At 65.8% G+C, this 18,193-nt stretch carries 17 protein-coding genes; 12 read left to right on the top strand and 5 right to left on the bottom strand.

Annotated features, from left to right (window positions below; all coding sequences use genetic code 11):
- Window positions 1-44: 44 nt before the first annotated feature.
- Window positions 45-2,330 (bottom strand): nitric-oxide reductase large subunit, encoded by a 2,286-nt coding sequence (locus C8C96_RS04580; protein WP_121941579.1) that lies wholly within the window; start codon window positions 2,328-2,330, stop codon window positions 45-47.
- Window positions 2,331-2,568: 238 nt separating this feature from the next.
- Between C8C96_RS04580 and norR the strand changes: the two genes are divergently transcribed.
- From norR to C8C96_RS04560, 5 genes are all read left to right on the top strand, one after another.
- A complete protein-coding gene (norR, locus tag C8C96_RS04575; protein ID WP_121941578.1) occupies window positions 2,569-4,146 on the top strand; it encodes a nitric oxide reductase transcriptional regulator NorR in 1,578 nt (525 codons plus the stop codon).
- 121 nt (window positions 4,147-4,267) lie between these two features.
- Window positions 4,268-5,467 (top strand): threonine ammonia-lyase, encoded by a 1,200-nt coding sequence (locus C8C96_RS04570; RefSeq protein WP_121941577.1) that lies wholly within the window; start codon window positions 4,268-4,270, stop codon window positions 5,465-5,467.
- A gap of 88 nt (window positions 5,468-5,555) precedes the next feature.
- Window positions 5,556-5,702, top strand: coding sequence for a hypothetical protein (locus C8C96_RS24985; protein WP_199737436.1), 147 nt, complete (start codon window positions 5,556-5,558; stop codon window positions 5,700-5,702).
- A 92-nt stretch (window positions 5,703-5,794) separates the two neighbouring features.
- Window positions 5,795-6,502 carry a 7-cyano-7-deazaguanine synthase QueC gene (gene queC / locus C8C96_RS04565; protein WP_116748539.1) on the top strand — a complete coding sequence of 236 codons (708 nt, stop codon included), beginning with the start codon at window positions 5,795-5,797 and terminating at the stop codon, window positions 6,500-6,502.
- 305 nt (window positions 6,503-6,807) lie between these two features.
- Window positions 6,808-8,679 carry a phosphoenolpyruvate carboxykinase (GTP) gene (locus C8C96_RS04560; RefSeq protein ID WP_121941576.1) on the top strand — a complete coding sequence of 624 codons (1,872 nt, stop codon included), beginning with the start codon at window positions 6,808-6,810 and terminating at the stop codon, window positions 8,677-8,679.
- 187 nt (window positions 8,680-8,866) lie between these two features.
- On the opposite strand, the gene C8C96_RS04555 is transcribed toward C8C96_RS04560, so the two are convergent.
- Window positions 8,867-9,307, bottom strand: coding sequence for a hypothetical protein (locus C8C96_RS04555; RefSeq protein WP_056057089.1), 441 nt, complete (start codon window positions 9,305-9,307; stop codon window positions 8,867-8,869).
- Window positions 9,308-9,444: 137 nt separating this feature from the next.
- Here C8C96_RS04555 and C8C96_RS04550 point away from each other — a divergent pair, with 137 nt between their 5' ends.
- From C8C96_RS04550 to C8C96_RS04530, 5 genes are all read left to right on the top strand, one after another.
- A complete protein-coding gene (locus C8C96_RS04550; protein WP_056742341.1) occupies window positions 9,445-10,422 on the top strand; it encodes a LysR family transcriptional regulator in 978 nt (325 codons plus the stop codon).
- 12 nt (window positions 10,423-10,434) lie between these two features.
- Entirely contained in the window at window positions 10,435-11,280 is an 846-nt protein-coding gene (locus C8C96_RS04545; protein ID WP_116748535.1) for a metallophosphoesterase, read from the top strand.
- A gap of 113 nt (window positions 11,281-11,393) precedes the next feature.
- Window positions 11,394-11,816 (top strand): universal stress protein, encoded by a 423-nt coding sequence (locus C8C96_RS04540; protein ID WP_015011999.1) that lies wholly within the window; start codon window positions 11,394-11,396, stop codon window positions 11,814-11,816.
- A gap of 191 nt (window positions 11,817-12,007) precedes the next feature.
- A complete protein-coding gene (locus tag C8C96_RS04535) occupies window positions 12,008-12,463 on the top strand; it encodes a fasciclin domain-containing protein (RefSeq protein WP_056057084.1) in 456 nt (151 codons plus the stop codon).
- 55 nt (window positions 12,464-12,518) lie between these two features.
- Window positions 12,519-13,457 carry a fasciclin domain-containing protein gene (locus C8C96_RS04530; RefSeq protein ID WP_099731587.1) on the top strand — a complete coding sequence of 313 codons (939 nt, stop codon included), beginning with the start codon at window positions 12,519-12,521 and terminating at the stop codon, window positions 13,455-13,457.
- Window positions 13,458-13,558: 101 nt separating this feature from the next.
- Here C8C96_RS04530 and C8C96_RS04525 read toward each other — a convergent pair whose 3' ends face one another.
- A complete protein-coding gene (locus tag C8C96_RS04525) occupies window positions 13,559-14,182 on the bottom strand; it encodes a TetR/AcrR family transcriptional regulator (RefSeq protein WP_082522288.1) in 624 nt (207 codons plus the stop codon).
- Between the two features lie 116 nt (window positions 14,183-14,298).
- On the bottom strand, window positions 14,299-15,210 hold the full coding sequence (locus tag C8C96_RS04520) for a LysR family transcriptional regulator ArgP (RefSeq protein ID WP_056057711.1): 912 nt from the start codon (window positions 15,208-15,210) through the stop codon (window positions 14,299-14,301).
- A gap of 176 nt (window positions 15,211-15,386) precedes the next feature.
- Between C8C96_RS04520 and C8C96_RS04515 the strand changes: the two genes are divergently transcribed.
- Complete coding sequence (locus tag C8C96_RS04515; protein WP_121941575.1) at window positions 15,387-16,724, top strand: D-amino acid dehydrogenase; 1,338 nt, start codon at window positions 15,387-15,389, stop codon at window positions 16,722-16,724.
- Between the two features lie 38 nt (window positions 16,725-16,762).
- Complete coding sequence (locus C8C96_RS04510) at window positions 16,763-17,338, top strand: flavodoxin family protein (protein WP_108497655.1); 576 nt, start codon at window positions 16,763-16,765, stop codon at window positions 17,336-17,338.
- Between the two features lie 45 nt (window positions 17,339-17,383).
- Here the strand turns inward: C8C96_RS04510 and C8C96_RS04505 are convergent, their stop codons facing one another.
- A complete protein-coding gene (locus C8C96_RS04505; protein ID WP_121941574.1) occupies window positions 17,384-18,142 on the bottom strand; it encodes a YdcF family protein in 759 nt (252 codons plus the stop codon).
- Window positions 18,143-18,193: the final 51 nt, after the last annotated feature.

Raw genomic sequence — 18,193 nt, 5'->3', positions numbered from 1 at the left:
GCCGCCGAGGGGGGTGGTGGCGCGCGGCGCAGGTCGGTGGCGTATCAGCGGCGGGTCTCCGCGAGGTAGGCGCCAGCGTTGGCAGCAGGGGCCCGCGAGCCAAACACGCCGCTTACTACCTGCCAGGCCATGGCCAGCGCGCCGACAATGAAGACCACGTCGCCGAAGGTGCGCACCCAGCGCAGCGTCTGGATGAAAGGCTGCTGCATGAAGGCCTCACCCCGGGCGTACCACAGGCCTTCGCTCACGCTGGCGTGGAACTGGAACAAGCCGATGGGCAGCAGGCTGGTGGCGATCATCAGCACCAGGCCGGCATTGAGCCACCAGAAGCCCGTCGTCATGAGCCGCTCACTGAACACCAGCTGCGGCCGGATGTAGCGCAGCACCAGCAGCGTGAAGCCCAGCGCCAGGAAGCCATACACCCCGAACAGCGCGGCGTGGGCATGCACCGGCGTGGTGTTCAGGCCCTGCACGTAGTACAGCGAGATGGGCGGGTTGATCATGAAGCCGAAGACACCCGCGCCCAGCATGTTCCAGAAGGCCACGGCCACGAAACACATCAGCGGCCAGCGCAGGCGGGCCATCCAGGGCGTGCGGTGCTGCAGGCGCCAGTGTTCCCAGGCCTCGTGGCCCAGCACGACCAGCGGCACCACTTCGAGCGCGCTGAAGGCTGCGCCCACGGCCATCACCGGGGTGGTAGTGCCTGCAAAGTACAGGTGGTGGAAGGTGCCGGGCACACCACCCAGCATGAACAGCGAGGCCGAGGCCAGGCTGGCCGTGGTGGCCATGCGCACCGACACGAGCCCCAGCGTCGAGAAGATGAAGGCCAGCGCCGTGGTGGCGAAGACTTCGAAGAAGCCCTCTACCCACAGGTGCACCACCCACCAGCGCCAGTACTCCATCACCGACAGGTGGGTGCGTTCGCCGTAGAAGAAACCCGCGCCGTAGAACAGGCCGATGGCCACCACCGACGCCGTCAGCAGCGCCAGCAGGTTCTTGTCGCCGCCGGGGGTGCGCAGCGCCGGCACGATGCCGCGCAGCATGAGCACCAGCCAGAAGGCAATGCCGGTGAACTTGCCGATCTGCCATAGGCGGCCCAGGTCCACGTATTCATAGCCCTGGTGGCCCAGCCAGAAGTTCCACTCGGGCGGCATGATCTGCGCGATGGCCAGGTAGTTGCCGGTGAACGAGCCCACGACCACCACCACCAGCGCCCAAAACAGGATGTCCACGCCCAGCTTCTGGTAGGCCGGTTCCTTGCCGCCGTTGATGAGCGGCGCGAGGAACAGGCCGGCAGCCAGGAAGCCCGTGGCGATCCAGAACAGCGCGCTCTGGATGTGCCAGGTGCGCACCAGCGAATACGGGAACCACTGCGACACGTTGATGCCGTAGAACTGCTGGCCCTCCACCGTGTAGTGGGCCGTGAAGCCACCCAGCAGCACCTGGAAGCTGAACAGCGCCACGATGAGGAACAAATACTTGCCCAGCCCGCGCTGCGACGGCGTGAGCGGCACGCGCGAGAGCGGGTCGTGCTGGGGTGGCGTGGGCTCCACCTCGTCATGCTTGCGCAGGAAAGACCAGCCCCACACGAGGAAGCCCACGCCCGCCATCATCACGACCACACTCATCACCGACCAGACCATGTTCTCTGCGGTGGGTTGGTTGCCTATGAGTGGCTCGTGCGGCCAGTTGTTGGTGTAGGTGGCTGTGGTGCCGGGGCGCTCGGTGGCGGCGGCCCAGGCCGTCCAAAAGAAGAAGCCCATCATCTGCGCGCGCCGCTCGGCGCTGGGCAGGGTGTTCTCCTTCATGGCGAAATGCTCGCGGGTCTTGTGCATCGCGGGCGCGTCGCTGAAGAGCTGGTCGTAGTACAGCGCGGTCATCGCGATCGCGTCGGCCCGCGTGGACGACACCGTGGCCACACCCGTCTCGAGGCTGTAGGTGTTGGTGCGGTACTCGGTCTTCATGCGGTCGCGCAGCACGGCCTGGGCGGCGGCGTCGAGCTCGGCAAAGGGCTTGCCGTGCGCACGCTCGGCGGCGACGTCAAGCCAGTTGAGCAGCTCGCGGTGCAGCCAGTCGGCTGTCCAGTCGGGCGCCTGGTAGGCGCCGTGGCCCCAGATGGAACCCAGCTGCATGCCGCCCACCGACTGCCAGGCGGTCTGACCGTCCAGGATGCTGTCGTGGGTGTAGAGAACTTCGCCTCCGGCGGTGGCGATCTTGTCGGGAATGGGCGGCGCGGTGCGGTAGACCTCGGCACCGTAGTAGCCCAGCAGGCTGAAGGTGACGATGAGCACGCCGATCAGCGTGAACCAGAGCTTGCGGTAGTTACCCATGGCGGGCCTCCTGCCTCAACAGAACAACAACGAAGGGGCGGCGCCAGCGGGCGCTGGCGGCATGGGGTCGGGGTCTTGTGGTCATGGCTTTTCGGAACGAGTGAATCGGTGTCACTGCCCACATCGCAAGCGCCGGACCAGGGCCGCAGGCCCATCAAATCAACCACTTACGCCGTTCATGGTCTTTTTAACCGCCTCTATATAGGGTTTAATTCACCCATTAGAGGTAAATATCACCATGGACCACCGCTCCCTGCTGGCCGACCTGGCCACCGACCTGCCCCAGGCTGTGCGCCTGCAGCGGCTGGTGGACCACCTGCGCACGCGCTTTCATTCCGGCGCCGTGGCGCTGCTGCAGCTGGAGGAAGACCACCTGCGCCCCGTGGCCGTGGAGGGCCTGGTGCGCGAGGCGCTGGGCCGGCGCTTTGTGGTCGGCCAGCACCCCCGGCTCGCGGCCATCCTGGCGCGGCGCGAGGTGACCTGCTTTGACCACGACAGCACCCTGCCCGACCCCTACGACGGCCTGCTCGACACCCTGGTGGGCGAGCCCCTGCCCGTGCACGACTGCATGGGCGTGAGCCTGTGGGTGGACGGCCAGCCCTGGGGCGTGCTGACGCTCGACGCACTGCAGACCGGCACCTTCGGCGACGCCGCACGCGCCGCGCTGGCCGACTGCAAGGTGCTGGTGGAGGCGGCCGTGCGCATCTCGCGGCTGGAGCGCGAGGTGCAGGCGCTGCGCAGCGCCCCCCACACCCGCAGCGCCGACGACGAGCGCACCACCCGCGCGGGCGACGGCGACATGGAGATCGTCGGCCAGAGCGAGCCCCTGCTGCGCCTGCTGCACGAGCTGGAGGTGGTGGCAGGCTCGGACCTGCCCGTGTTGCTGCTGGGTGAAACCGGCGTGGGCAAGGAGCTGTTCGCGCGCCTGCTACACCGCCAATCCACGCGCCGAACCAAACCGCTGGTGCACGTGAACTGCGCGGCGCTGCCCGAGTCCCTGGCCGAGAGCGAACTCTTTGGCCACGTGCGCGGTGCGTTCTCCGGCGCAGTGGCCGATCGGCCCGGGCGCTTCGAGGCGGCCGAGGGCGGCACGCTGTTCCTAGATGAGGTGGGCGAGCTGCCGCTGGCCGTGCAGGCCAAGCTGCTGCGCACGCTGCAGAACGGCGAGATCCAGCGCCTGGGCGCCGACCGCCCGCGCCGCGTGGACGTGCGCGTGATCGCCGCCACCAACCGCAACCTGCGCGACCAGGTGCGCGACGGCGCGTTTCGCGCCGACCTGTACCACCGGCTGTCGGTGTACCCCGTGCCCATCCCGCCGCTGCGCGAACGGGGCAACGATGTGCTGCTGATTGCGGGCCGCTTCCTGGAACTCAACCGCGCGCGCCTGGGCCTGCGCAGCCTGCGGCTGTCCACCTCGGCACAGGCGGCACTGCGCCGCTACCCCTGGCCCGGCAACATCCGCGAGCTGGAGCATGTGATCAGCCGCGCCGCCCTCAAGGCCCTGAGCCGGGGCGTGAACCGGGCCGACATCGTGACGCTGGAGCCCGCGCTGCTCGACCTGGACGCCGACGCGGCCAGCGCGGCCCATGCCCCGCTGAACACCAGCGCCTCCACCCCGGCGGCAGAGCTGCCCGCGACCGCCACCACCCCAAACACCGCCGACAGCCCGCTGCGCGATGCCGTGGATGCCTGCCAACGGCACGCCATCACGCAGGCCCTGGCGCGCCACCAGGGCAACTGGGCCCAGGCCGCGCGTGCGCTGGAGGTGGACGCGAGCAACCTGCACAAACTGGCGCGCAGGCTGGGAATCAAATAGACAATCAAAATTGATAGCAAACAGTGCATGAATTTCTAGCGCTTGCGGCACTTTTCATTCAATTTCTTGCCCGGCACCCGCCACAGTGCTCCACCGGCCCGCGTTGCGCCACAATCGGCCCATGCTGACCCTCCAAGACATCCGCGACGCCGCCACCCGCCTGCAAGGCCAGGTGCTGGACACCCCCTGTGTGGAATCCAAGACGCTCTCGCAGATCGTGGGCGCGCAGGTCTTCCTCAAGTTCGAGAACCTGCAGTTCACCGCGTCCTTCAAGGAGCGCGGCGCCTGCAACCGGCTCACGCTGCTGACGGACGAGGAGCGTGCGCGGGGTGTGGTGGCCATGAGCGCCGGCAACCATGCCCAGGGCGTGGCCTATCACGCGCAGCGACTGGGCCTGCGCGCCGTGATCGTGATGCCGCGTTTTACCCCCGGTGTGAAAGTGGAGCGCACGCGCGGTTTTGGCGCCGAGGTGGTGCTGCATGGCGACACCCTGGAAGAGGCACGCGCCCACGCCTACGCGCTGGCCGATGCGCAGGGCTTGACCTTTGTGCACCCGTATGACGATGAAGGCGTGGCCGCCGGCCAGGGCACGCTGGGCCTGGAGATGCTGCAAGCCGTGCCCGAACTGGACACGCTGGTGATTGCCGTGGGCGGCGGCGGGCTGATCTCGGGTGTGGCGACGGCGGCCAAGGCGATCAAGCCCGGCATCGAGGTCATCGGCGTGCAGACCATGCGCTTCCCGGCCATGGTCAACGCGGTCAAGGGCACGCACCACCCGCAGGGCACATCAACAATAGCCGAGGGCATTGCCGTGGGCACGCCGGGCAAGATCACGCAGGAGATCGTCAAGCGCCTGGTGGACGACCTGGTGCTGGTGGACGAGGGCGACATCGAGCAGGCGGTGCTGATGCTGCTGGAGATCGAAAAGACCCTGGTCGAAGGCGCAGGCGCCGCCGGCCTGGCGGCGCTGGTGCGCTACCCCGAACGCTTCCAGGGCAAGCGCGTGGGCCTGGTGCTGTGTGGCGGCAACATCGACCCGCTGCTGCTGGCGGCCATCATCGAGCGCGGCATGGTGCGCTCGGGGCGCCTGGCGCGCATCAAGGTCAGCGCACGCGATGTGCCCGGCGTGCTGGCGCGCATCACCGCCACCGTGGCCGACGCGGGCGCCAATATCGAGGAAGTGCACCACCAGCGCGCCTTCACCATGCTGGCCGCGCAGAACGTGGAGATCGAACTGGTGCTGCAAACCCGGGGCAAGCCCCATGTGGATGAGGTGCTGGGACAGCTGCGGGCGGCGGGCATGCAGGCCGACCTGATCTGAGAGCCTGTTCATAGAGACCACAGGGTTTTGCTCCTGCACAGGTTCTCGCGGCTAGAATTGCGCAAGTTTTAAGCATCTGGAGCCCACCATGTCTGACCACAACAACTCGCACGCCCCCGCAACACCATCGAACGACCCTGTGGAAAACGTCGTTCACGTGGTCCCCGTCGTGCTGCCGGTGGTGGGCGGCATCATGATGTTCCTGCTGGCGTTCATCGCCGTGATGATGGCCTGACCGCTCCGGCAGGCCTCCACCACAGCCCCGCAGTGCGGGGCTTTTTTTCGTCCAGCCCCCACTCCCACCCTCGTTTGACCTGGAGAACCCCCATGAGACCCGGACACGCACTCGTCCTCTTTTCCGGAGGCCAAGACTCCACCACCTGCCTGGCCTGGGCCCTGGAGAACTTTGCCCATGTCGAAACCATCGGCTTTGACTATGGCCAACGCCACCATATCGAACTGCAGGCGCGGCAGACCGTGCTGTCATCGCTGCGCGCGCAGTTTCCACAGTGGAACGCCCGGCTGGGCGATGACCACATGCTGGACCTGGCGGTCCTGGGCCACATCAGCGACACGGCGCTGACGAGCGACACCGAGATCCAGATGACCGCCGCAGGCCTGCCCAACACCTTTGTGCCGGGGCGCAACCTGCTGTTCTTCCAGCTGGCGGCTGCCGTGGGCTACCGCCGGGGCCTGCACACCCTGGTGGGCGGCATGTGCGAGACCGATTTTTCGGGCTACCCCGACTGCCGTGACGACACGCTCAAGGCGCTGCAGGTCGCGGTGTCGCTGGGCATGGGACAGCGTTTCACCTTCGATACCCCGCTGATGTGGCTGGACAAGGCCGAGACCTGGGAACTGGCCCGGGCCCTCGGTGGGCAGGCACTGGTCGATCTGATCGTGAACGACTCGCACACCTGCTACCACGGTGTGCGCGACACGCTGCATGCCTGGGGTTATGGCTGCGGCACCTGCCCGGCCTGCGCGCTGCGCAAAAGCGGCTATGAGCGCTGGAGCGGTGCCACGACCGCCTAGTCCCAAAGTCCACGAAGATGGGGGCAAGAACCATGCATAAGCCTATGTTATTTTTGCATGGTTTTGACCCCAGTCTGACAGACAAACCGGCGGCAGATTCATAAAATTGACATCCCAGCCGACCCGCGGAATCCGTGGAACTAGCCTCCACCCGTGGGGCTGACACACGCTCCCGCCCGCCGACTGAGCACGAAAGCCGTTTTTTCAAAGGCAGCGCTCAGCACCGCAACTGCCCCAGGCCTCGCCGTGACCCGCCCGGTCCGCTTCCTTTGAAAAAACGTTTTTTCAACTTAGGAAGCTCCCCGATGAACGCACCCACGATGCAGGGCCTGAATCTCAACGCCCCCGCTTACGTCAAAAACGCCCGGCTGCTCGCCTGGGTGGCCGACATGGCCGCCCTGTGCAAACCCGACAGCATCTACTGGTGCGATGGCTCCAAGGAAGAGTACGACCGCCTGTGCCAGCAGCTGGTCGATGCCGGCACCTTCAAGAAGCTGAACCCCGCCAAGCGCCCCGGCAGCTTCCTGGCCTGGTCCGATCCATCGGACGTGGCCCGTGTGGAAGACCGCACCTACATCTGCTCGGCCGCCAAGGAAGACGCTGGCCCCACCAACAACTGGATGGCTCCCGCTGAAATGCGCGCCACGCTACAGCCACTGTTTGACGGCTGCATGAAGGGCCGTACCATGTACGTGGTGCCGTTCAGCATGGGCCCACTGGGCAGCCACATCGCCCACATCGGCGTGGAGCTCACGGACAGCGCCTACGTGGCCGTGAACCAGCGCCTGATGACCCGCATGGGCAAGGCCGTGTACGACGTGCTGGGTGTGGAAGGCGAGTTCGTGCCTTGCATGCACACCGTGGGCGCGCCCCTGGCCGAAGGCGAGAAGGACACGACCAGCTGGCCTTGCAACCCCAAGGTCAAGTACATCGTGCACTACCCCGAAACGCGCGAGATCTGGTCCTACGGCTCGGGCTACGGTGGCAACGCTCTGCTGGGCAAGAAGTGCCTGGCTCTGCGCATCGCATCGACCATGGGCCGCGACCAGGGCTGGCTGGCCGAGCACATGCTCATCCTGGGTGTGACCAACCCCGCCGGCAAGAAGTACCACGTGGCAGCGGCCTTCCCCAGCGCCTGCGGCAAGACCAACTTCTCGATGCTGGTGCCTCCCGAGGCGGGCTTTGCCGGCTGGAAGGTCACCACCATCGGTGATGACATCGCCTGGATCAAGCCCCATGCCGATGGCAAGATGTACGCCATCAACCCCGAGGCTGGCTACTTCGGCGTGGCTCCCGGCACCAACATGCACACCAACCCCAACTGCATGCGCAGCCTGGACAAGGACGTGATCTTCACCAACGTCGCCCTGACGGACGACGGCGACGTGTGGTGGGAAGGCATGGAAAAGGACACGGGCAAGCTGCCCGACCACCTGATCGACTGGCAAGGCAAGGACTGGACGCCCCAGATCGCCAAGGAAACTGGCGCCAAGGCCGCCCACCCCAACTCGCGCTTCACGGTGGCTGCCACCAACAACCCCGCACTGGACGCCCAGTGGGATGACGCCAATGGCGTGGCCATCGATGCCTTCATCTTCGGCGGCCGTCGCTCGACCACGGTGCCCCTGGTGACCGAAGCCCGCAGCTGGACCGAAGGTGTGTACATGGCTGCCACCATGGGCTCCGAGACCACTGCCGCTGCGTTTGGCGCCCAGGGCGTGGTGCGCCGCGACCCGTTCGCCATGCTGCCGTTCTGCGGCTACAACATGAGCGACTACTTCCAGCACTGGCTCAACATGGAAGGCAAGATTGCCGCCACCGGCAAGGCGCTGCCCAAGGTGTTCTGCGTGAACTGGTTCCGCAAGGACGAGGCTGGCAAGTTCGTCTGGCCCGGTTATGGCGACAACATGCGCGTGCTCAAGTGGATGATTGACCGCATCGAAGGCCAGGCCCAAGGCCAGGAAACCATGTTCGGCGTGGCCCCGCAGTACGCAGAGATCAACTGGACGGGCCTGGACTTCAGCGCCCAGAAGTTTGACGCCGTGACCAGCATCGACAAGGCGGCCTGGGCCGAAGAGTTCAAGCTGCACGATGCGCACTTCGAACAGCTGGCTTACCACCTGCCAAAGGCGCTGCTCGATACCAAGGCGCAACTGCAAAAGCGTTTGGGTGCCTGACGCTACGACATTCAGTCAAGGAAGCTGACCATTCAAAGCCGTCCCGCCCTTGCGGGACGGCTTTTTTTCTCGTGCGGGCACTGCAAGAACACACTGCACGCGGGGCGCAACGGGGCATCAAAAAAGCCGTGGCGTCAGCCACGGCTTTGAATGGGAGTCTCTGCGCAGCGTGCGCCGCGCAAATGCTTCAGTAGTACTTGCGGATGCTGTTCACCGTGGGAATGCCCATGGCATGGTTCAGTTCAGCCATGATCCGTGGGTCCTTCAGGGCGACTTGCCAGGTGCGCTGATCTTCAGCAGCGCGGCGACGGCTTTCAGCCCATGCCAGCGCAGTGCCGCGCAGCGCAACACCGGCGCGGCGGGCGGGGCTGGTCAGGAGCGCCAGGGCCGCAAAGGCCACGAGCCACAGCACCATCCAGGCAGCCAGCAGGTGGCCTTCGGTCCAGGTGTCGATGACTTGGTTGGCCACCACCAGCAGCGCGGAGACCACGGCGGCCAACAGCAGGGAGGCTGCGCCACGCGCGCCGTCAAAATGGGCGGCAGCACTCTTCAGAGCGGCGGCTGCGTTTTCGGCGCGGACAACGCCGGGGTGTTCGGTGGGGTACTCAACGTGTGCAAAGGCGGTCATTTCGGTTTCCCTTTTCTAACGCTTGTGGCGAGATTGCCGGGCGATGGGGTGATATTAGGGTTTACCCTTTGCATGTTCAAGTTTATATTTTGAATCATTGATATTCATATCAGTGATGAATATGCTCTCGGGTGACCATGATTCCCTTGAACTTCCGCTCCCTGGACCTGAACCTGCTGCGCGTCTTTGACGAAGTGATGGCCGAGCGCAGCCTCACCCGGGCTGCGCACAAGCTGTCTATCACCCAGCCGGCCGTCAGCAATGCCATGCGGCGCCTGCGCGATGTGGTGGGCGATGAACTGGTGGTGCGCAGCGGCCAGGGGGTAGAGCCCACGCCACGTGCACTGGCCCTGTGGCCCCCTGTACGCGAGGCGCTGGCCCATTTGCAGGAGTCCCTGGCGCCGGGGCACTTTGACCCGGCAACGGCGGAGTCCACCTTTGTGCTGGCCATGGCCGATGCCACGGCGGCGACCCTGGTGCCGGCCCTGGTGGAGATCATCGAGCGCGAAGCCCCCGGCATCTCCATCCGTGTGCTGCCGCTGACCACGCGCGACCCCCGGCGTCTGCTCGAAGAAGAGGCGGCCGACATGGCTGTGGGTTACTTTCCAGCGGCACTGGCCGACCTCACCGCGCGGGCGCAATCAGGCGGCGTGGTGGCCTTTGAAAGCCGCCGGCTGTACGACGGCGAATACGTGTGCGTGATGCGCCAGGGCCACCCTCTGGCCGACGCGCCGCTGACGCTGGACACCTATTGCGCCGCGCGCCACATGCTGGTGAGCTTCTCGGGGCGCCCCTTTGGTTTCATCGACGAGGCCCTGGCGTCCCTGGGCCGCGAGCGCAAGGTGGTGATCACGGTCAACCAATTCTTCACGGCCGGTCGGGTGGTGTCGGGCTCGGACCTGCTGACCGTGCTGCCGCGCCACTTTGTGCCAGTGACCGGCATCGCCGACGCCTTGGTGCAACGGGCTTTGCCCCTGGACGTGCCCGCCGTGCACGTGGATGCCCTGTGGCGCCGGCGCGGCCCCCAGCAGGCTGCAATGACCTGGCTGCTGCAGGCGCTTGCACGGTCAGCACGGCGCACCTTTCCGGGGCAGGACCTGCACGGCACGCCTTAGACTGCACGGCTGATGAATATCCAGCTTTTGTCCGACCTCCATCTGGAGGCACACCCCCACTTTGTGCCCGAGCCCGCCCCTGGCGCCGATGTGCTGGTGCTGGCGGGGGACGTGGGCTCCTACCAGCAGGGCTCTCAACTGGACGACGACGACTTCGGCCTGGCCCGGTTTTCGCCGTTGTCCCAATATGCAGGCTGGCCGACCCCCGTGCTGTTTGTGCCCGGCAACCATGAGTACGACGCCCAGGACTTCGATGCCGCGCACCTGCGGCTGCGCCGGACCTGCGACCGCCTGGGCATTGCGTGGCTCGAACGTGAAACCCTGGTGCTGCAAGGCGTGCGCTTTGTCGGCACGACGCTCTGGAGCGATTTCGACGCGCTGGCCGACCACGAAGGCACCACCGACCTCACGCGCCGGCTCAAGCTGCGCGACAAGGCTTTTCGCGCGGCCAACTTCTACCTGCGCAAGACCGGTGGCACGCGCCACGCGGAGCCGTTTCTGGCCGAACCCATGCGCGATCAGGCGCTGGTCTGCCAGCAGTGGCTGCGCGATGCGCTGCAGCAGCCATTTGACGGTGCCACCGTGGTTGTCACCCACTTTGCGCCCAGCCTGCGCAGCGCCGACCCCCGCTACGGCCTGGTGCCTGGCACGGCGGGGTTTTGCAACGCGCTGGACGACCTGCTGATGTACACCCCGCTGTGGCTACACGGCCACCTGCATGCGCCCAGCGACTACACCGCCCAGGGCACGCACAGCGATGGCTCCGCCTGGCAGTGCCGGGTGGTGGCCAACCCGCTGGGTTATGCGCGCAAGGGCGAGCAGATAGCGTTTCAGCCGCGCTGCATGGTCACCGTATGATCGGTGCGCGGTTCGTACGAATCCGCCACGCGCCGAACAGAACAACATGACCCAGGTCAAGACAACAGGCACCCGCGCAGAGTAGTCTGCTTCATCCTTTTTCGGAGAACACTATGAACATCCTGCTTGCTGTCGATGGCAGCGCCTACACCAAGAAAATGCTGGCCTACCTGGCCACCCACGAAGAACTGCTGGGCGGCACCCACACCTACACCGTGCTGACGGTGCAGGCCCCGCTGCCTCCCCGCGCACGCGCCGCGCTGGGCAAGGAAGTGGTCGACAACTACCACGCGGAAGAAGCCGAAAAAATCCTCGCCCCGGTGTGCAAGTTCCTGGGCCGCCACGGGGTGGATGCCAAGCGCAGCGTCAAGGTCGGCGCGGTGGGCGAGACCATTGCCAAGGTGGCAGACACCGGCAAGTTCGACCTGCTGGTCATGGGCTCGCACGGCCATGGCGCCATCGCCACGCTGGTGATGGGCTCGGTGACCACCCAGGTGCTGGCCCACAGCAAGGTGCCGCTGCTGATCGTTCGCTGAACGCACAGGTCCACAGCGCACAACGGCGCAACGCCCACCCCAAAGCCCTGCCTTGCAGGGCTTTTTTTCATCTCGTTACGACTAAATGGTTATTGAATAACCAATCAGTTTACTTTCGTACCAAATGGTTATACATTCGCGCCACGCCCATCTTGGCGTGTCATTTCCATCGAAACCGAGAGGAACGACCCATGAAGAAGACCCTGATTGCACTCGCTTTGACCGCTGGCGCCACCTTCAGCGCCATGGCGCAAGACATCGTCGATACCGCCGTGAAGGCGGGCAACTTCAAGACCCTGGTGGCCGCCGTGCAGGCCGCCGGTCTGGTGGACACCCTCAAGGGCCCCGGCCCGTTCACAGTGTTTGCCCCCACCGACGAAGCGTTCGCCAAGATCCCCAAGGCCACGCTGGACGGCCTGCTGGCTGACAAGGCCGCACTGACCAAGGTGCTGACCTACCACGTGGTGCCCGGCAAGGTCATGGCCAAGGATGTGAAGGCGGGCAAGGTCAAGACCGTGCAAGGCCAGGAACTCACCGTCACCACCAACATGGGCGTGATGGTGGACCAGTCCAAGGTCATCGCCGCCGACGTGGCCGCCAGCAACGGCGTGATCCATGCGATCGACACGGTGCTGATGCCCAAGTAAGCCACAGGCACCACCGCTCTTTTCACCCACCATCCATTCACGAGGAGAAGCCGCCATGAACACCGTATTCAATCGCCGCACCGTCCTGATGGCCGCCGCCCTGGGCGCCAGCACCACCCTGTTGCAGGCCTGCGGGGGCAGCGACGACGAACCCCAGCGCAACATCGTCGAGCTGGCGCAAAACACCCCCGAGCTGAGCATCCTGGTCGAAGCCGTGGTCGCAGCTGGCCTGGCGCCCACGCTGAGCACAGGCACGCTCACCGTGTTCGCGCCCACCAACGCGGCGTTTGCGGCGTTGCTGACCGAACTGGGCGTGACCAAGGAAGCGCTGCTGGCCAACAAACCCCTGCTGACCGCCGTGCTGACCTACCACGTGCTGGGCAGCAAGGTGATGCGGGCTGATGTGCCCCTGGGCAAGGCGATCACGCCGGTGTCGGGCGGCTTCTTCAAGATCGAGTCAAACAACGGCCTGAAGATCACCGACGGCCGCAACCGCGTGAGCACCATCACCAGCACCGACATCCAGGCCAGCAACGGCGTGGTGCATCTGGTGGACAAGGTGCTGCTGCCCGCCGACAAGGACATCGTGGCCACGGCCTCGGCCCTGCCGGACTTCAGCATCCTCGTCGAGGCCGTAGTGGCCGCGGGCCTGGTGAGCACACTGCAAGGCGCTGGCCCTTTCACTGTGTTTGCCCCCACCAACGCCGCGTTCGCGGCGCTGCTGACCGAGCTGGGCGTGACCAAGGACGCGCTGCTGGCCAACAAGACCCTGCTGACCCAGGTGCTGACCTACCACGTGGTGCCCGCGCGCGTGCTCAAGGCCGAAGTGCCCGTCAATACCGCCATCACCACCGTGCAGGGCCAGACCTTCACCATCAACGCCAGCTTGGTGATCACCGACCAGAACATGCGCACCAGCAGCATTGTGGCTACCGACGTGTTCACCAGCAATGGAGTGATCCACGTGGTGGACAAGGTGATCCTGCCCAAGTGACAGGACTGCAGGTGCTGCCTGGCCCCACCGGCGCAGCACCCACACAGCAAAAAGCCCGGCATGCCGGGCTTTTTGCTGTGTGGCCTATGAAGCCGCCCGGCTCAACGCGCCGCCAGCCCGTCAAAACAGGTGCGCACCACCAGGTCCACGATTTCGGCGTCCGAATACTGTCCGCCTTCCTTGAGGAAGCTCACCACAGGGTCGCAGGCGCGCGCATACAGCGTGTAGAGCACCACCAGCGGCGGCAGCGTGGGGCTGATCACCCCCTGGGCCTGGGCCTGGGTGATCCACTCCCCAATCTGGTCGCTCACCGCCACCAGCCCGTTCAGGTAGTCCTTGTTGGCCATGAGCACCGCGCGCAGGGTGGAGTTGCGGCTCGGCAGCAGGGGCATCTCGTTGGTCAGCAGGCGCTCCAGCGACCAGCGCACCAGCGCATGCAGCTTTTCCAGCGGGGGCATGTCGGCCGGCAACCCTGCCAGATAAGCCTGTACGCGCCCAAGGATCTGCACCATGGCGGCGCTGCACAGCTCTTCCTTGCTGCAGAAATGCTTGTACAGGCTGGCCTTGGCGATACCGACGGCGTTGGCCACGTCGTCCATGGTCATGGCGTCGAAGGCTTTTTCGCCCAGCAGGCGGCAGGCGGACTGGAGGATGGCATCCTCGCGGGCCTGATGCATCTGCTCCTTGAAAGAGACTTTGGGTTGCGGCGTTTGCATGGCGTCCATTTTATACATTGCAGTAAAAAAATAAATGACTAAGTTGCAATGCAACTACGTCGTTCACGTTTTTGACAGCACAAACCGTGCCTTGCGCCCCGCATGTGGCGAACAGCAAGGCCGTGTCAGGACACCAGCGCCTGGGCCGCGGCGCCTGTCAGCGCTGCCGACAATGCATCCAGCAGCTCGGACTCCAGGTTCCAGCAATGCCAATAGAGCTGGATCGGCAGTGAGCGGCCTGGGGCCAGGTCCACCATGCTGCCGTCGGCCAGCGCCTGCCGCGCCATCAGCTCGGGCATCACCCCCACGGCCCAGCCAGCGGCCACCGCACGCATCTGCGCCTCGGAGCCCGGCACAAACAGGTGGTTGAGCGCCACGCGCTTGAGCCCGAACGCACGGGCCACAAACTCGGCCGCCATGTCGTCCTTGCGGTTGAACGACAGAAACGACACGTCGCGGAAGTTGTGGGGCGTCAGCCCCTGCGGCAGGTACTGCTGCGCGTAACTGGCCGACGCCACCGCCACATAGGGCATGGCCCCGAGCGGCACCATCTTGCAACCGCGCAGCGCCTGCTTGAGCGTGGTCACACAGCCCAGCACCTGGCCCGAGCGCAGCCATTCCTGCGTGAAGTCCTGGTCGTCCACAATGATTTCGAGTGGCAGGCGCTGGCGCACCAGATCGTGCAGCGCACCCATGGCCCAGGTGGCGATGCTGTCGGCGTTGATGGCGATCGAGATGCGCTCGTCTTCGCGCGAGCCCCCCGGCGCGCTGGGCGCCAGCTCCTGCAGGTCGCGCTCCAGGTCGGCGCGCAACAGGCGCATTTGCTTGGTGTGCTTGAGCAGCAGCTGCCCGGCCGACGTGGGCCGCAGCGGGCGGCTGCGCACGATGAGCACCGAGCCCACCTGCGCCTCCAGCGCGCGCAGGCGCTGCGAGACGGCCGACTGCGTGACGTTCAGGCGCTGCGCGGCGCGCTCGAAGCCGCCCTCTTCAACGATGGCGGCAAGGCATTCCAGGGCGGCGGGATCGTAGGTGCTCATGGTCTCGGGCTCGAACAAAAGAGGGTTGTCTCCGCAGCGCTATTCATTAGGTGCGCTGATGTTTTTGGAGTAAGTTTAATTTTGCTTTTAGTTGAATGCAATGTCGCGCACACTGCGCCCCATCGTGTCCCGCACTGGGGCGTGTGGCACGCAAAGGCTCACAAGGCATTCCGCATATGAAAACCATTGTTCTCGGCGCCGGCATCATCGGTATCAGCACGGCGTGGCACCTGCTGGAACGCGGTCACGAGGTCATCGTGGTCGACCGCCAGCCCGATGCTGCGCTCGAAACCAGTTTTGCCAATGCAGCACAGATCTCGGTGAGCTACTGCGAGCCCTGGGCCAACCGCGAGGCGCCGCTCAAGGCGCTCAAGTGGATGTTCGACAAGGAAGCCCCGCTGCTGTTTCGCCCGCAGATGGACTGGCAGCAATGGCGCTGGGGCCTGCAGTTCCTCGCACAGTGCAACGACGCGGCGTTCGAGCGCAATGTGCAGCAGATTGTGGCGCTGGGCGCCTACAGCCATGCGGCGCTGAAGGACCTGGTGAAAACCACGGGCATCGAATACAACCGGCTCGAACGCGGCATTGCCCACTTCTACACCGACCAGAAATCGTTTGACGCCGCAGGCCATGCGGTCGAACTGATGCGCAAGCACGGCGTACAGCGCCGCCTGGTCAGCCGCGACGAGCTGCTGCAGATCGAACCGGCCTTCAAGGCCTATGGCGACAAGATCACCGGCGGCACCTACACCAGCACCGACGAGAGCGGCGATGCACGGGTCTTCACCCAAGAACTGGCCCGCCGCTGCGCAGCGCGCGGCGTGCAGTTCCTGTACGGCCACGATGTGCTGCGGCTGAACAAGATTGGTAATGCTATTGATTCAGTAGCAGTCATGCCAAATTCCACTAGCGCAAGCGGCAAAAAAGACTTCATATTGAAGGCGGACGCCATCGTGGTGGCCTGCGGCTCGTACAGCGCACCGCTGCTGCGCAGCCTGGGCGTGGACCTGCCGATCTACCCTGGCAAGGGCTACAGCGCGACCTTCCCGCTGCTCAAGCCCGAGGGTGCGCCCATGGTCTCCACCATCGACGACGGCAAGAAGATCGCCATGAGCCGCCTGGGCAACCACCTGCGCGTGGCGGGCACCATCGAGCTCAACGGCTGGGACCTGACACTCGACAGCTCCCTGGCCCGCGCGCGCTGCCACATGCTCTCGCGCCGCATCGAGGCCATCCTGCCCGGCGTGTGCGACACCCGCACGCCCGAGGAAGGCGGCAACCCGCAGTACTGGACCGGCCTGCGCCCCGCCACGCCCACCAACATCCCGTTCATCGGTCGCACCCGCGTGGGCAAGCTCTGGGTCAACGCGGGCCACGGCACGCTGGGTTGGACGCACGGTGCAGGCTCGGGCAAGGCCCTGGCCGAGCTGATCAGCGGCGAACAGCCTGCGATGAACTTTGGTTTTCTGGGTGCCGAAGCCGTGCGCGCGCCGCGCGCTGTGGTCCCGGCCTGACGTAGCGACTCCTGCAGACACGGGCCGGTGCCGCTACGATGCCGGCCATGTCTGCACCCCATTACCTCTTCCTCACCACCTCCACCCGCGAACCCGGCCACCTCGGCAACACCGAATGGCTGGCGCGGCAGGCCGCCGCCGCCCTGCCTGCGGGCACGGAACAAACCTGGCACCACCTCGCGCGCATGCAGTTGCCGCCCTTTGTGGACCAGCGCCACACCACCGGCACCTACGCACCGCCTGAGGGCGACATGAAAACCCTGCTGGACGCCACGCTGGCCGCCAGCCACATCGTTTGGGTGGCGCCGGTGTATTGGTACAGCATCCCCTCGCCGCTCAAAACCTACCTCGACCACTGGAGCGCCTGGATGCGCGTGCCCGGCCTGGACTTCAAGGACGCCATGGGCCGCAAGACGCTGTCGCTCATCACCACCAGCGGCGACCGCACCAAGGCCCAGCCCATGATCGATTCGGTGGCGCTGTGCGCGCAGTTCCTGTCCATGACCTGGGGCGGTGCGCTGTGGGGCAAGGGCGGCCCCCCGGGCGCCGTACAGGCCGATGCGCAGGCGGTGGAAGCCGCCAGCCGCTTCCTGGTCACACCTGCGGCAGGCTGATCTCAGAGCCTGTGGACGATCTCGCAGGGGATCGTCCACAGGCTCTCAGCGGTCCAGCGAAGCACGCTGGGCAAGTATGCCCAGCCATTCATGCAGCGCCAGGCTGCTGTCGGACAGGGCCGATGCGCGGGGCAGCACGCGATAGAGCTTGCGTGACTGCCCCCCTTTGAAGCCCATGGGCGCAGGCAGCACCTGCAGCCCGGCGTGTTCAAAGTCCTTCGCCGCCCGAACCATGTGCCAGCCGTGGGTGACGAGCGCAATGCGCTCGATGCCCGAGGCCTTGAGCAGGACAGCCGATTTTTCGGCGTTGTTGCGGGTGTCGAGGGACTCCACTTCGGTCCAGCGCACGCGGCCCTTGAACTCCCGCTCCACCACGTCCTTCATCACCAGGGCCTCCGCCCGTGTGCCGCCCGTCGAGCCCCCCGTGGCCAGTATGGGCAAACCCGTTTGCTGCTGCAGGTAGGCGGCATAGCGAACCCGCTCGCGTGCGCCCCGGCTGAGCACGTCCACCCCGTATTCGGGCGCCACGGTGTCGGCGCCGCCGCCCAGCACCACAATGGCCTGCACCTTCGCCTCGGGCAACTGGCGCGGCGTGACGGCGGGGTAGCGCTCGAGGCTGCGCACCAGCGCGTCCGACACCGGCGGCCAGGACAACACCAGCACCGACAACAGCGACAGCACCACCAGCGTGTTGCCAGTGCGACGGTGGTAGCGCGCCAGCCACAGGCCAAACAGCGCCAGCACGATGCTGGACACCGGCGGCAACAGCAGCGCAGACAGAATTTTCTTGAGGGCAAACAACATGGAGAAAGAAGGCAGCGTTCATGCCCGGACGCGGCGGCCGGGCGAGCCAAG

Source organism: Acidovorax sp. 100 (genome assembly GCF_003688355.1).
Taxonomy (GTDB): Bacteria; Pseudomonadota; Gammaproteobacteria; order Burkholderiales; family Burkholderiaceae_C; genus Acidovorax; species Acidovorax delafieldii.
The sequence above is the reverse complement of the archived record's forward strand: the minus strand, read 5'-3'. Positions and strand labels throughout refer to the sequence as shown.